General features: G+C 68.4%; 12 protein-coding genes. 10 read left to right on the top strand and 2 right to left on the bottom strand.

Features of this window, described 5'->3' with window-relative positions; all coding sequences use genetic code 11:
* Positions 1-44 precede the first annotated feature (44 nt).
* Entirely contained in the window at positions 45-1,271 is a 1,227-nt protein-coding gene (locus RBS60_RS12505) for a cysteine desulfurase family protein (protein WP_307957893.1), read from the top strand.
* 177 nt (positions 1,272-1,448) lie between these two features.
* Here the strand turns inward: RBS60_RS12505 and RBS60_RS12500 are convergent, their stop codons facing one another.
* Positions 1,449-2,699, bottom strand: a complete 1,251-nt coding sequence (locus RBS60_RS12500; RefSeq protein WP_307957892.1) for an FAD-dependent oxidoreductase — start codon at positions 2,697-2,699, stop codon at positions 1,449-1,451.
* A 61-nt stretch (positions 2,700-2,760) separates the two neighbouring features.
* Here RBS60_RS12500 and mnmA point away from each other — a divergent pair, with 61 nt between their 5' ends.
* The 8 genes from mnmA (at position 2,761) to RBS60_RS12460 (ending at position 12,713) form a co-directional block, all read left to right on the top strand.
* Positions 2,761-3,978, top strand: coding sequence for a tRNA 2-thiouridine(34) synthase MnmA (gene mnmA / locus RBS60_RS12495; protein ID WP_307957891.1), 1,218 nt, complete (start codon positions 2,761-2,763; stop codon positions 3,976-3,978).
* Positions 3,979-4,161: 183 nt separating this feature from the next.
* Positions 4,162-5,235: a metallophosphoesterase gene (locus RBS60_RS12490; protein WP_307957890.1), complete on the top strand. Its 1,074-nt coding sequence runs from the start codon at positions 4,162-4,164 to the stop codon at positions 5,233-5,235.
* A gap of 264 nt (positions 5,236-5,499) precedes the next feature.
* On the top strand, positions 5,500-7,134 hold the full coding sequence (locus RBS60_RS12485; protein WP_307957889.1) for an ABC transporter substrate-binding protein: 1,635 nt from the start codon (positions 5,500-5,502) through the stop codon (positions 7,132-7,134).
* 79 nt (positions 7,135-7,213) lie between these two features.
* Entirely contained in the window at positions 7,214-8,302 is a 1,089-nt protein-coding gene (locus RBS60_RS12480) for an ABC transporter permease (protein WP_307957888.1), read from the top strand.
* On the top strand, positions 8,302-9,315 hold the full coding sequence (locus tag RBS60_RS12475; RefSeq protein ID WP_307957887.1) for an ABC transporter permease: 1,014 nt from the start codon (positions 8,302-8,304) through the stop codon (positions 9,313-9,315). The genes RBS60_RS12480 and RBS60_RS12475 overlap by 1 nt, the downstream gene beginning before the upstream one ends.
* Complete coding sequence (locus tag RBS60_RS12470; RefSeq protein WP_307957886.1) at positions 9,312-11,021, top strand: ABC transporter ATP-binding protein; 1,710 nt, start codon at positions 9,312-9,314, stop codon at positions 11,019-11,021. Before RBS60_RS12475 ends, RBS60_RS12470 begins: the two co-directional genes overlap by 4 nt.
* 229 nt (positions 11,022-11,250) lie before the next feature.
* A complete protein-coding gene (locus RBS60_RS12465) occupies positions 11,251-11,700 on the top strand; it encodes a chorismate mutase (RefSeq protein ID WP_307957885.1) in 450 nt (149 codons plus the stop codon).
* Complete coding sequence (locus RBS60_RS12460; protein ID WP_307957884.1) at positions 11,697-12,713, top strand: hypothetical protein; 1,017 nt, start codon at positions 11,697-11,699, stop codon at positions 12,711-12,713. The genes RBS60_RS12465 and RBS60_RS12460 overlap by 4 nt, the downstream gene beginning before the upstream one ends.
* Before the next feature lie 33 nt (positions 12,714-12,746).
* Here RBS60_RS12460 and RBS60_RS12455 read toward each other — a convergent pair whose 3' ends face one another.
* Positions 12,747-13,634: a cytochrome c oxidase assembly protein gene (locus RBS60_RS12455; protein ID WP_307957883.1), complete on the bottom strand. Its 888-nt coding sequence runs from the start codon at positions 13,632-13,634 to the stop codon at positions 12,747-12,749.
* Positions 13,635-13,783: 149 nt separating this feature from the next.
* Here RBS60_RS12455 and mtrA point away from each other — a divergent pair, with 149 nt between their 5' ends.
* On the top strand, positions 13,784-14,458 hold the full coding sequence (gene mtrA / locus RBS60_RS12450; RefSeq protein ID WP_307957882.1) for an MtrAB system response regulator MtrA: 675 nt from the start codon (positions 13,784-13,786) through the stop codon (positions 14,456-14,458).
* Positions 14,459-14,462 lie beyond the last annotated feature (4 nt).

Here is a 14,462-nt window from a genome sequence, read left to right as displayed (position 1 = left end):
GGCGCCCGGGGAGTAGGGGCGGCCCTGGCGCCTACAGTTGAAGGGTGCCCGTCTACCTTGACCACGCCGCCACGACGCCCGTGACCCCCGCCGCCCTCGCGGCCTACACCGAGCAGATCGCAAGGGGCGGCAATCCTTCCTCGCTCCACGCCGCCGGACAGTCCGCGCGCCGCGTCCTCGAGGACGCCCGCGAGTCTCTCGCGCAGGACCTCGGCGCACACCCAACGGAGATCGTCTTAACGTCCGGGGGCACGGAGGCAGACAACCTGGCCGTGAAGGGCCTGTACTGGTCCCGCCACGCCGAAGATCCGCGGCGCACACGGATCCTGTGCTCGAGTGTCGAGCACCATGCCGTCGGAGACACCGTCGAATGGCTCGAGAATCACGAGGGCGCCGAGGTCGTCTGGCTTCCCTGCGACGCCGCAGGAACGACGAGCATCGACGCCCTCCGCGCCGAGATTGCCCGCGATCCCGGGGGCGTGGCGCTCGTGGCCCTCATGTGGGCCAACAACGAGATCGGTACCGTGCAGCCGGTGGCTGAGGCCGTCGCGGCCGCGGCCGAGTTCGGGATCCCGGTGCACTCTGACGCAGTCCAGGCGTTTGGCCACGTTCCGGTGGACTTCGCGGCGTCAGGGCTCGCGACCATGGCCGTGAGCGGGCACAAGGTGGGCGCGCCAGTAGGCATCGGCGGCCTCGTAGTGCGGCGTGACATCGTGCTCACGCCCGTCCTCCATGGCGGCGGCCAACAGCGCGGGCTGCGCTCGGGCACGCTCGACGCCGCCGGTGCCGCGGCCTTCGCGGTCGCGGCGCACGACGCCGTCACGCACCTTCCGGACGAATCGCGCCGTCTCGCCGGGCTTCGGGACAGGCTCCTGGCGGGCATCGAGCGGGAGGTGCCCGCCGCCGTCGTGAGCGGGCCGACCGCGAGGGGAGAAACGCCCGAGAGGCTCCCGGGCATTGCCCACGCGACATTCCTCGGGTGCGAGGGGGATTCGCTCCTGTTCCTCCTGGACATGGCGGGACTCGAGACGTCGACGGGATCGGCCTGCACGGCCGGAGTCCCGCGCCCCTCCCACGTGCTTCTTGCGATGGGCCGGACGGAAGACGAGGCGCGCGGTTCCCAGCGCTTCAGCCTCGGCTGGAGCACGACGGAAGCCGATGTCGACGCGCTCGTCGCCACGATTGGACCCGCCGTGGCGCAGGCCCGTGCGGCCGGGATGGCAGGGCACGCGAGCCGCATCGAGACGGCAAGCACTCGCGCGCGCGGCTGACTGGCGCCTGACCCCGCATCCCCGGGAGGTGACCCCGGGTAGTCGGGAGGTGACCCCGGGTAGTCGGGAGGTGACCCCGGGTAGTCGGGAGGTGACCCCGGGTAGTCGGGAGGTGACCCCGGGTAGTCGGGAGGTGACCCCGGGTAGTCGGGAGGTGACCCCGCGTCACGGTTGCGGTCAGATGCCCGCGAGCTCCGCGAGCGGGACTGCCGGATCGCCGAGTCGCGCGAGATCCACGGTTGCGCGGGAGGCGATGAGAGCCTTGATGGCCTTCTGCTGCCGCGATGTGTTGACGTTCATGCCGCCCACCACCGCGCCTCCGCGGACCCAGAGCGCCACGAAGCCATCCTTGGCGGCCTCCACCGTATCGATCGAGCCCCGCAGCACGAGCTGAGCGCCGCGGACGAGCTGCCAGTACCCTGAGTACTCCATGCTCAGCCCTGCCTGATCGGTGTAGAAGTACGGGGCGATGTCCAGCTGAGCCTCCTGGCCCAGCATCGCCTTCGCCGCGACCTTGCCGCTGTTGAGCGCGTTGGACCAGTGCTCGCTGCGGACATGCTCACCGGTGAACGGCTGGAGTGAACTCGCGACGTCGCCGGCAGCGAAGACGTTGGCCACCCCCGTGCGGAGGGATGCGTCCGTGACGATCCCGTTGCGCACGGCCATCCGGGTGCCTTCGGCGAGCGCGGTGTCAGGTTCGACGCCCGCGGCCACGACGACGAGATCGGCAGCGATGCGCTCGCCCGTGTTGAGGACGATGCCGGCCACGCCCTCCTCGCTCAGGCCCGCGACGAACTCCACCGGATGCGCGCCGAGGCGGAACCGCGTCCCCTCCGCTTCGAGGTTGCGGCGGAACACCTCGGCCAGTGCCGGCTCCAGCTGCCGGAGTACGGTCGTGCGCCGTCCGAGAACAGTGACGTCGTTCCCGTACTCGCGGGCCGCGGCGGCGACTTCGAATCCGATCCAACCTGTGCCCACGATCACCACGTGGCGGCCGCCGCCGGAGAGCTCGGTGCGCAGCCCGAGGGAGTCCTCGAAGCGTCGCAGGGAGTGGATCCCCTCGAGATGCGCGCCGGGAAGGTCGAGGACCCTCGGCTGCGCTCCGGTCGCGATGAGGAGCTTCGAGTACGGCAGGAGCGCGTCACTCTCCAGGCGGAGCATGTGCGTGGCAGGGATGACCTGCTCGGCCCGTTCACCGAGGAGCACCTCGACATCGTGCTCCGCATACCAGCCGGGCGGATTGACCTCGAGGTCGGCCTCCGACCCCGTCCCCTTGAGGAATTCCTTCGACAGCGGCGGGCGGAGGTACGGCGTTCGGTGCTCGGCTGCGACGACGCGAATGGGCCCGTCGTAGCCTTCCTGGCGAAGCGTCTTGGCGGCACTTCCCGCGGCCAGACCGCCTCCGGCGATGAGAATCGGCTGCTCCATGTGCACTCCCCTCGACAGTGCCCAGCGCGGCGCAGGGCCCCCTCGACGCTAGAATAGACCGGTGCGAGTTCTGGCAGCCATGAGCGGGGGAGTGGATTCCGCCGTCGCCGCTGCCCGCGCTGTGGAGGCCGGGCACGACGTCGTCGGCGTCCACCTTGCGCTCAACCGCATGCCCGGCACGCTTCGCACCGGGAGCCGCGGATGCTGCACCATCGAGGATTCGAACGACGCGTGGCGCGCGTGCGACAAGCTCGGCATTCCGTTCTACGTGTGGGACTTCTCGGAGCGGTTCAAGGCTGATGTCGTGGATGACTTCGTGGCCGAGTACGCCGCGGGGCGGACCCCGAATCCGTGCATGCGCTGCAATGAGCGCATCAAGTTCGCAGCACTCCTCGAGAAGGCACTTGCGCTCGGTTTCGACGCGGTCTGCACGGGCCACTACGCGAAGGTCATCCGCGATGCCGACGGCAACCCCGAGCTGCACCGCGCCGCCGACTGGGCCAAGGACCAGTCCTACGTCCTGGGCGTCCTGACTCGCGAGCAGCTCGAGCACTGCCTTTTCCCGCTCGCGGACACGCCGTCCAAAGCTGAGGTCCGGGCAGAGGCAGAACGCCGCGGCCTGTCGGTCGCGAAGAAGCCGGACAGCCACGACATCTGCTTCATCGCCGACGGCGACACGCGGGGCTGGCTCGCCGAGCGCATCGAGATGGAGCCCGGGAACATCGTCGACGAGACTGGAGCCACGGTCGGGGAGCACGCCGGTGCGAATGCCTTCACGGTGGGCCAGCGCAGGGGTCTGCGGCTCGGCCACCCGGCTCCGGACGGGAAGCCCCGCTTCGTCCTCGAGGTCCGGCCCAAGGACAACACCGTGGTTGTGGGTCCCGAGCGGCTCCTCGCAGTCAGCGAGATCCGAGGCATCCGTGTCTCGTGGGCGGGCGTGCCGGTCGCGTCGGCCGAGTCCGGCGAGGAGTTCGCCTGTACGGCACAGGTCCGAGCCCACGGGGACCCGGTGCCCGCGCGTGCGCGGCTCACGTTCGCGGGCACGCACAACGCGAACACGCACGACGCGGATCCGCACGACGCGGATCCGCACGACGCGGACCTGCACAACGCGGACCCGCACAGCGCAGGCATGCACGACGCCGTCCTGGTCGTCACGCTCGATACTCCCCTCCGCGGGGTCGCCCCCGGGCAGACCGTGGTGCTCTACCAGGGCACGCGCGTACTCGGGCAGGCGACCATCGATGCGGCACGATCACTCGACCGCGCGGCGCTCTAACCCCGACCGCGGCGCCCATCGGGGCGCGTCGCCCCCAGGCCTGGGCTCACGCATGCGGCTGATTGACAGAGTTTTCCCAGCGTACATCTAGCCTTTTCCCAGCATGCGTGACCCGCGGCTAGCCTGCCCGTGTCCCTGCTAGTCGCAGGAACGTTCGTAGGAAGCCATCAGGAAGAAGGATCCATGCCTGCCTCCCAGCGCCGCGCACGAATCGCCGCCGTATCGGCCGCGCTTGCCCTCACCGCGGCGGTCGCCACGACTGCCGCTGCGACTGCCTCACCTGCTCCCCAGCCCTCTCCGCAGCATGCCGCGCAGGCAGCCAAGGACGCCTTCAGCTTCGCGGTCATCGGTGACACGCCGTACGGTGCCGGCGCCCTCGCCGCGTTCCCCTCCCACGTGGCACAGCTCAACGCCGACAAGTCCTTGGACTTCGTGGTCCACGTGGGCGACATCAAGAACGGCTCAGACAAGTGCTCGAACGAGTACTTCGACACCATTCGCGCCGACTTCGACCAGTTCACACACCCGCTGATCTACACGATCGGCGATAACGAGTGGACGGACTGCCACCGCACCAGCAACGGCGCCTACAACCCGCTCGAGCGGCTCGCCAGGCTGCGCGAGGTCTTCTTCGACGAGCCCGGCAAGACCCTCGGCGCGACGATGCCCGTGACGAGCCAGGCTGACCTCGGTATCCCCGAGGATGTTGCGTTCACGCGCAACCGGGTCGCGTTTGCGGCCGTCAACGTGCCCGGAAGCAACAACTCGATGCTCCCGTGGACTGGTCTCGGCAAGACCGCGCCGACCCCCGAGCAGGTTGCGGAGGTCCAGCACCGCACGGACGCCGTGATCGTTGAGATCAAGAAGACGTTCGCCGAAGCCCGCCAGCGGAACGACCGTACGGTTGTCGTGCTGCAGCAGGCCGACATGTTCGATCCGACCTACAACGTGCCGTGGACGGACATCAGCGCCTTCACCCCGATCGTCCAGACGCTCATCGACGAGGCCAGCGCGTTCAGCGGCGACGTCTACCTGTTCAACGGGGACAGCCACGTCTACAACGCCGACCGCCCGCTGGCCGTCGGATCCCCATGGCTCTCGAAGTACGGCGTGACCGGGTCTGCCCACAACCTCCAGCGGATCACGATCGATGGCTCCGCCAAGGCCACAAACTACCTGCGCGTCGACGTGGCCGGGAACGGCTCGGCCGGCAAGGACCAGCCGATCCTGAGCTGGGATCGCGTGTCCTTCAAGTAGGCAGTCGCCGCGCGGAGCACACCTCGCGGCGGTGCGGACGACGGCGCGCGGTGAGTGCCGCCGTCGTCCGCGCCCTCCGTGTGCCGATCCTTCTCGCCTCGTGGATGAGGGGGCAAAGGTCACCGTTCGGTCTCGATACATCAAGGATGTCCTTCATTTCGAGTCAAGGGTGATTGAATCGAGACATCAGTCTGTGCCCTGAGTCACGTTCGGTGCGCCGAACGCGCGCGGGCACGGCCACGATTCGACAAGAAAAGGCCATTGATGTCTAAGACCAGAACTGCCGTGCGGAGCGCTATCGCGCTCGCCGGCGTCTCCATGCTCGCTCTGACGGCGTGCACCGGACCGTCCGGGGGATCATCCTCCAGCGGCTCGGCTGGCGGAGGGGGCCCCGTGACCGTCGGTACCACCGACAAGGTCACGTTCCTCGACCCGGCGGGGTCCTACGACAACGGATCGTTCATGGTCATGAACCAGATCTACCCGTTCCTCCTCAACTCAAAGCCGGGCAGTGCGGAACCGCAGCCGGACATCGCCGAGTCGGCCTCCTTCACGTCGCCGACCGAGTACACGGTCAAGCTCAAGAGCGGACTCAAGTGGGCCAACGGCGACTCGCTTGATTCCGCCGATGTGAAGTTCTCCTTCGACCGCCAGGTCAAGATCAACGACCCCAACGGTCCGGCGTCCCTCCTCGACAACCTCGACAGCACCGAGGCGAAGGACGCAACCACGGTTGTGTTCCACCTCAAGCAGGGCAATGACCAGACCTTCCCGCAGGTACTGACCGGCCCCGTTGGACCGATCGTGGACCACAACGTCTTCCCGGCGGACAAGGTCATGAACGACGAGGACATCATCGCGAAGAAGGCCTTCGCCGGCCCGTTCACGATCTCCTCGTACCAGAAGAACCAGCTCGTCTCCTTCAAGGCGAACCCGGACTACAAGGGCCTGCTCGGAGCCCCCAAGACCGATACCGTCAACCTCAAGTACTACTCCGACTCGAACAACCTCAAGCTCGATGTGCAGCAGAGCAACATCGACGTTGCCTGGCGCTCGCTGCCGGCGACCGATGTCGACAATCTGTCGAAGGATTCCAAGGTCAAGGTCTACAAGGGCCCAGGCGGCGAGATCCGATACATCGTCTTCAACTTCGACACGATGCCGTTCGGCGCCAAGACGCCTGAGGCAGATGCCAAGAAGGCCCTCGCCGTGCGCCAGGCCATGGCGGACCTCGTGGACCGCGAGGCCATTGCGACTCAGGTCTACAAGGGCACGTACACGCCGCTCTACTCGTACGTCCCAGACGGCTTCCCCGGTGCCACGACGCCGCTCAAGTCGATGTACGGCGACGGTTCGGGCAAGCCGAGCCTCGACAAGGCCAAGCAGGCACTTTCCGCTGCCGGGGTCACTGGTCCGTTGACGCTCAACCTCCAGTACAACCCCGACCACTACGGGAAGTCCTCCGGCGATGAGTACGCCCTCGTCAAGCAGCAGCTCGAAAGCGGCGGCCTCTTCAAGGTCAACCTGCAGTCGACCGAGTGGGTCACCTACTCCAAGGACCGGGCCAAGGACGCCTACCCGATGTACCAGCTCGGATGGTTCCCGGACTTCTCCGATCCGGACAACTACCTGACGCCGTTCTTCACGAAGAACAGCTTCCTCAAGAACCATTACGACAACCCGACGGTCCAGGACCTCATCACCAAGGAAGCGACGAACCCGGACAAGTCTGCCCGCGAGAAGCAGATCGGCGATGTCCAGGATGCCGTGGCCAAGGATCTTTCGACCCTGCCGCTGCTCCAGGGGTCGCAGGTCGCCGTGGCCGGCGCATCGGTCAAGGGCGTCGACTCGACCCTTGACCCGTCGTTCAAGTTCCGCCTCGGCGTTCTGAGCAAGTAGCCGACACGGACAACAGCTAGACCGAACAGCGGCGGGATGCGGATCGCATCCCGCCGCTGCGGTGCGAAGGAACACCATCATGACTGCACTGACAGAGGCGCCCCCCGAAGCTGCGGGCGTTCCCGCGCCCGCCGCGAAATCCAACGGCGGCGGGCTCCTGACCTACCTGATCATCCGATTCCTGCTCATCATCCCTACGATCCTCATCCTCGTGACGATGGTCTTCTTCCTCATGAGGATCACCGGTGACCCGATCACGGCCGCCCTGGGTGGTCGCCTCCCGGCCGACCAGCTCCAGGAGCGGATCCATCAGGCCGGTTACGACCGGCCGATCCTCATCCAGTACGTCGAATACCTCGGCCAGATCTTCACCGGCAATTTCGGCCGGACCATCTCGGACAACCGGGCTGTGACCGAGATGCTCGCGACCTTCGGCACCGCGACGCTCGAACTTGCCGTCAATGCCATCGTGGTCGCGCTCGTCATCGGGATCCCCCTCGGGATGATCGCGGCCCACCGCCGGGACAAGGGGGCCGACGCCGGTCTGCGGGTGTTCGCGATCCTCTCCTACGCCACGCCGGTATTCTTCGCCGGCCTTCTGCTCAAGCTCATCTTCGCGGTATGGCTCGAGTGGACCCCCGTGGCCGGGCGCGCAACGACGGCGACTGAGCTTGCCCTCACGCAGCTGTCCGCACCGACGGGCATCTACTGGCTCGACGCACTCCGCAGCGGTGACATGGCCGCTTTCTGGGATGTCGAGTCGCATGCGATCCTCCCCGCGCTCGCCCTCGGCCTCCTCACCGCCGGCGTCTTCCTGAGGCTCGTGCGGACCAACCTCATCGGCACGCTCGGCAAGGACTACATCGAGGCGGGGCGCTCGCGCGGCGTGAGCGAGTTCCGGCTCGTGACGAAGCATGCGTACAAGCCGGCACTCATCCCCATCATCACGGTCATGGGCCTGCAGATTGCCCTCCTTCTGGGCGGTGCCGTGCTCACGGAGACCACCTTCGAGTGGAAGGGCCTCGGCTTCCAGCTGGCGCAGTACCTCAGTGCGCGCGACTTCGTGGCGGTGCAGGGGATCGTGGTGCTCTTGGCCGTCATTGTCGCCCTGACGAACTTCATTGTGGACGTCGTCGCCGCGCTGATCGATCCGAGGGTGAGGTACTGATGTCCACTCCGTCCAGCGCCCAGCCGCTTCCACAGATCGAGCGCAGGGATCCGCTCTGGACCCGGCTCCCGATCGTTGCGCAAGTCCGCACGAGCGTCGGCGTCCAGCGTGCCATGCTCGTGGCGGGCCTCGTCCTGACCGGGATCTTCGTCCTTCTCGCGATCTTCGCCCCCCTGATTGCCCCCTTCGGCTTCTCGCAGATCGGGGACGCTGACGGGAATTTCCCGACCCAGGATCCCCCGGGGGCGAAGCACCTCTGGGGTACGACCGTCGGCGGCTTCGACGTGTTCTCCCGGGTCGTCTGGGGAGCCCAGACCGCGATCCTTGTGATCTTCGTGGCCGTGATCCTGTCGATCTTCATCGGCGTGGCCCTCGGACTCGTCTCCGGTTACCTCGGAGGCTGGCTCGACCGGATCCTCGTGGTCATCGCGGATGCCGTCTACGCGTTCCCGTCTCTGCTCGTGGCGATCGTCATGTCGATCGTCATCAGCCACGGCCAGTCGAACCTGTGGGGAGGAATCCTGGCGGCGGCCATCTCCATCACGGTGGTCTTCATCCCGCAGTACTTCCGCGTGGTGCGCGCCGAGGCGATCCGCCTCAAGGCCGAGCCGTTCGTCGAGTCAGCGAAGGTCATCGGCGCATCGACGTGGCGCGTCATGGGGCGCCACATCTTCCGCAATGCCACCCGCAGCATCCCGCTCATCTTCACGCTCAACGCCTCGGAGGCGATCCTGACGCTCGCCGGTCTCGGCTTCCTCGGCTTCGGCATCGAACCCACGAGCGCCGCCGAGTGGGGCTTCGACCTCAACAAGGCACAGAGTGACGCGACCGCGGGCATCTGGTGGACCGGAGTCTTCCCGGGCCTCGCGATCGTCCTCACGGTGCTGGGCTTGACCTTGGTTGGCGAGAGCATGAATGACCTCGCCGACGCGCGGATCCGCACCCGTGGCAAGAAGAGCGCGCCCAAGGGTGCCGCGACAGCACCGGCCAGCCCGGAAGGAGACGCAGCATGACCGAGCAGCTCAACGTGACACCCGCGGGTGCCCCGGGGCCGAAGGCCACGGTCTTGGACATCGATGACCTCGAGGTTACCTTCGCGACCGATTCCGGAGACGTCAAGGCGGTGCGCGGTGTGAGCCTCGACGTCCGCGCAGGCGAGGTGGTCGCCGTCGTCGGCGAATCTGGGTCCGGCAAGACGGTGACGGCCAAGACCATTCTGGGCCTCCTGCCCGAGACGGCCACGAGCTCCGGCGCCGTCGTGATCAACGGGCACAACGTCGTGACGCTCAGCGCAGCCAAGCTGCGCGAGCTGCGCGGACGTGACGTTGCCATGGTGTTCCAGGAGCCTTCCACGGCCCTCAATCCCGTCTTCACGGTCGGGTGGCAGATCGCGGAGGGCATCCGGGCGCACCATGATCGTCAGGGCCGGAAGATCGGGCGCAAGGAGGCGAAGGAGCGGGCCGTCGAGGCGCTGCGCAAGGTCGGCATCCCGGACCCCGAGAAGCGCGTCGACTACTACCCGCACCAGTTCTCGGGCGGGCAGAAGCAGCGCGTGGTGATCGCCGCGGCACTTGCCCTCGACCCGGAGCTCATCGTCGCCGACGAGCCGACGACGGCGCTCGACGTCACCGTCCAGGCCGAGATCCTCGAGCTCCTGCGAGACCTCAGAGACCTCTACGGGACCTCGATCGTGCTCATCACCCACAACATGGGCGTGGTCGCGGACCTCGCGGACCGCGTCGTGGTGATGTACCAGGGCGAGGTGGTCGAGGAGGCGCCCGTGCAGACGCTGTTCGCCTCGCCGCGGGAGGACTACACGCGCCGCCTGCTCGACGCCGTCCCGCATCTCGGGCGCGACTCGGCCTCCGAAGGCGCGAGCGAGCGGCTGCACCAGGGCGAGGTGCTCGTACGGGCTGAAGGCCTCGACATCACGTACCCAGGCCGTCTCGGCACGCCGGCGTTCCGCGCCGTGCAGGGGGTGTCCTTCACCGTGTCCGCCGGAGAGGTCTTCGGCCTCGTGGGCGAGTCCGGCTCGGGAAAGACGACGATCGGCCGCGTCATCGCGGGTCTCAACAGGGCCACGGGCGGGAGCCTCACGGTCCTCGGACACGAGATGGTCGGGTTCAAGGAGCGCAGCTTCCGGCCCGTCCGCAAGGACATCGGGTTCGTGTTCCAGGACCCGGCGGCGTCGTTCAACCCGCAGCTGACGATCGGCGAGTGCGTCGCCGAGCCGCTCGTGGTCCACACCGAGCTCGGTTCCGTGCAGGTGCGGCGGAAGGTGGGCGAGCTGCTCGAGTCCGTGCAGCTTCCCTCCTCTTACGCCGCGCGGTACCCGCACGAGCTCTCGGGCGGCCAGCGCCAGCGCGCCTCGCTCGCGCGGGCCCTCGCCCTCAGGCCGAAGCTGCTGATCGCCGACGAGCCCACCTCGGCCCTCGACGTCTCGGTCCAGGCGAAGGTCCTCGAGCTGTTCCGCGAGATCCAGGCCGAGTTCGGGTTCGCCGCGCTGTTCATCAGCCACGACCTCGCGGTCGTGGACCAGCTCAGCCACTGGGTGGGCGTCCTGTACAAGGGCCGGCTCGTCGAACAGGGGATCGGCACCCGAGTCATGGGGTCTCCCCAGGACGACTACACGAAGCGGCTCATCGCCTCGCTGCCCGTCCCGGACCCGGTCGAGCAGGCGGAGCGGAGGAAGGCCCACCGGGCCCTCCTCGGTCTCTGACCCCGCAACGCTGGGACATGACCCCGCATCGCTGGGACATGACCCCGCATCGCTGGGACATGACCCCGCAACGCTGGGACATGACCCCGCATCGTTGGGACATGACCCCGCATCGCTGGGACATGACCCCGCATCGCCCAAGGCGTTGCGGGGTCACGTTCCTGCGCTGTGAGGTCACGCGTCGGGCCCCGGTCGGGCTCCGTGATCCCCGGCCCATAGACTGATCACCATGACCGAGCAGCGCCACGACACCGAAGCCGAGACGACCGAGCATCCTTCCTCCGCGTCCTACGATCCGACCGCGAGCTCGCTCACGGGCCACGTGGACCCTGCCGTGATGGCGGAGCTGCTCTCGATCCGCTCGAGCATCGACAACTTCGATGCGACGCTCGTGTATCTCTTGGCGGAACGGTTCAAGGTGACCCAGCGCGTGGGCTTCCTCAAGGCGAAGCACCAGCTCCCGCCTGCAGATCCGGATCGCGAGGCCGCCCAGATCGCCCGCCTGCGCCGTCTGGCCGAAGAGGCCCAGCTGGACCCGGCCTTCGCGGAGAAGTTCCTCAACTTCATCATCAGCGAGGTTATCCGCCACCATCAGGCGATCGCCGAGGACCACGGCCAGGGCGTGAACGAGGGCCAGCCCCTGGAGCCGAGCGAGCGCCAGCCGGATCCGCGCGCGTGACGGGCCAGGTCACCGCGACCGCACTCGGGGACTGGCCGGGCACCGATCCGATCGAGGCGGCCAGGGCAATCCGCGGCGAACTCGGCACCCCGCATCTTCCGTTCCTCGCGGAGCTTCCCGCCCGCGGCGTGGGGTCCGACCCGGTCGGCCGCACGGCATCGCTTCTGACGGACCTGCACGCGGACGTCCAGCCGCACGGCTGGCGCCTCGTTCCGCACCCTGGCAGGGACGCCCGGCGCGCGGAGTCGGCGCTCTCGACCGACCTCAATGTCCTGGCCGATCTCGTGGGCGCCGAGGAACGCAGCGCGGAGGAACTCCACGTGCGCATCCTCGGGCCGCTGAGCCTCATGGCGGGCACCTATCTGCCCTCGGGCGAGCGGATCCTCGCCGACCACGGCGCGCGGCGAGACCTTGCGCAGTCCCTCGCGGCCGGCGTCGTGCCGTTCCTCGACCGCGTGGCCCGAGCGGTCCCGGGGATGCGCCTCACGGTCCAGCTCGACGAGCCGGACGCCGCACGCGTGCTCGCGGGACTCCTGCCCACGGCGAGCGGCTACCGCACGCTCCGGTCGGTACCAGCCGAGGAGGCCCGTGCCGCGTGGGAAGGCGTCGTCGCGGCGCTCCACGGCGCGGACGCAGAGGCCGTCGTCGTGAATCTGCCGGGCTGGGAGGCACCGATCGGCGGTGTTCTCGCCGCCGGCGCGGATGGTGTCTCGCTGCCCCTCGCGGACCTGACCGTGCCTCAGTGGGAGGAACTCGCCGAGGCGATCGAGGCGGGTTCGCGGCTGTGGCTGGGCGCGCTTCCGCACGACGGCGGTGCGCCTCCCGCCACGCGGGACCTCGCCGAGCGCGTGGTTCGGCCGTGGCGGCAGCTCGGCCTGCCCTTCGACGCGCTCGACGCCGTCCGGCTCACGCCCGAGGGCAGCCTCGCTGCGTTCACACCCGCTGAGGCGACGGCGCGGCTCACGCGGACCGTCAAGCTTGCGGACGCAGTCAACCAGATAGCTCTCGGCTGAGACCCGGAGCCCCGGTCGGACGCGTCGGGGAGCTCAGCCCTGACGCCGCCGCAGATGCTCCTCTGCGAGCGCATCCATCTCCTCGTCGCTGAGCTCGTCGAACGAGCGTGCCTCGCGCCGGTCGCTGTGGGAGAACCGCACGAACATGAGGATGATCACCGGGATGTCCACCGCTTCGGCGATGAACCAGAGGAGGTCGCCGGCCAGCTGCTGGTCGCGCAGCGGCGAGGGGAACCACGACGGAACGCCTGCCGCCCAGGAGGTGGCGCCATCGAGCACCGTGGGGCTGAGCCGGAGGAAGATGCCCGGAATCGCATCCGCGAGGAGCTCGATGAACACGTAGACGAACTCGAGCACGATGAAGGCGCTCGATCGCTCGAACGAGTCGGCCTCGGTGAGCGGGAGGGCGAGGATGAGCCCGATGATCGGCGCCATGATGCTCAGCGCCCCGCTCGCGAACGGATCGGCGCGGTAGGCCTGGAAGAGCGGCGTGAGGAAGGTTCCGAACAGGATCAGCCCGACGATCGGTGCCACGTACGAGTTCCCGAGGATCTTCACCGGCCGGCTGGCCATGATCCGGTTCAGGCGCGCCCGGCCGGAGTCCGCCAGCGCGGCCTGCGCGAGCCCGAGCGGCCGGCCCAGTCCCACGAGGAGCGGAATTACGAAGAACATGAGCGAGACCTTGAGTGTGAACGCCCACCGCAGCGACGAGCCGTGGGCCCCGGCGAAGCCGCACGCGAGCACGAGGTACGGCACGAGGCCGAGGACGTAGAAGCACAGCACCCGCCACAGGGGCCAGCGGACCCCTGCCCGGCGGGCCCGCACGAGCCCGACCCCGTACAGCACCGCGGCGGCCAGACCGAGCGCGAGCGCGGCGGGATCGATGGTGGCAGAGGCGAAGACGGTGGAGAGGGGCGGCACGCCCGGATGATAGCCCGGGAGGCTGGGACGCGGCTGGATGCTGCCCCGGGGCCGTCCACCCGACGACTAGAATGGATCAGACGCACGCCCGGCGCGCAGTAGACGTCGGATGCACGCGGTAGACCGGTACTTGGGGGAGAGTGGAAGGTATGAAGGCACGCATTCTGGTCGTCGACGACGATGAGGCACTGGCCGAGATGATCGGCATCGTCCTGCGTAACGACGGTTTCGACCCGGTCTTTTGCGCGGACGGCGCCCAGGCGCCCGACGTGTTCCGTGCGCAGAAGCCGGATCTGGTCCTGCTGGACCTCATGCTCCCCGGACTCGACGGGATCGAAGTGTGCCGGCAGATCCGTTCGGAGTCCGACGTCCCGATCGTCATGCTCACCGCCAAGTCGGACACTTCCGACGTGGTCCGCGGGCTCGAGTCGGGTGCCGACGACTACGTGCCGAAGCCCTTCAAGCCGGCCGAGCTCGTCGCGCGGGTCCGGGCGCGCCTGCGCCCGGGCGAGACCAAGGCGCCCGAGACCCTGCGGGTCGGGGAGGTCACCATCGACGTTGCCGGCCACACGGTCAAGCGCTCGGACGAGCACGTTTCCCTCACGCCCCTCGAGTTCGACCTGCTCGTGGCCCTCGCCCGCAAGCCGTGGCAGGTGTTCACGCGCGAGCTCCTCCTCGAGCAGGTGTGGGGCTACCGGCACGCCGCGGACACGCGCCTCGTGAATGTCCATGTGCAGCGCCTGCGCTCCAAGATCGAGCGCGATCCCGAGGCACCCGAGATCGTCCTGACCGTGCGCGGCGTCGGGTACAAGGCCGGCGCCTAGCCGC

Origin of the sequence: Sinomonas sp. ASV486, assembly GCF_030908215.1 — a bacterium.
GTDB lineage: Bacteria > Actinomycetota > Actinomycetes > Actinomycetales > Micrococcaceae > Sinomonas > Sinomonas puerhi.
Note: the sequence above shows the minus strand (reverse complement) of the source record. Positions and strands in the feature narration are given on the sequence as shown.

Coding starts and splice junctions, on each gene's coding strand:
- mtrA (WP_307957882.1), top strand. CDS start 13,784: ATGAAGGCACGCATTCTGGTCGTCGACGACGATGAGGCACTGGCCGAG.
- RBS60_RS12470 (WP_307957886.1), top strand. CDS start 9,312: ATGACCGAGCAGCTCAACGTGACACCCGCGGGTGCCCCGGGGCCGAAG.
- RBS60_RS12490 (WP_307957890.1), top strand. CDS start 4,162: ATGCCTGCCTCCCAGCGCCGCGCACGAATCGCCGCCGTATCGGCCGCG.
- RBS60_RS12465 (WP_307957885.1), top strand. CDS start 11,251: ATGACCGAGCAGCGCCACGACACCGAAGCCGAGACGACCGAGCATCCT.
- RBS60_RS12485 (WP_307957889.1), top strand. CDS start 5,500: ATGTCTAAGACCAGAACTGCCGTGCGGAGCGCTATCGCGCTCGCCGGC.
- RBS60_RS12500 (WP_307957892.1), bottom strand. CDS start 2,699: ATGGAGCAGCCGATTCTCATCGCCGGAGGCGGTCTGGCCGCGGGAAGT.
- RBS60_RS12475 (WP_307957887.1), top strand. CDS start 8,302: ATGTCCACTCCGTCCAGCGCCCAGCCGCTTCCACAGATCGAGCGCAGG.
- RBS60_RS12480 (WP_307957888.1), top strand. CDS start 7,214: ATGACTGCACTGACAGAGGCGCCCCCCGAAGCTGCGGGCGTTCCCGCG.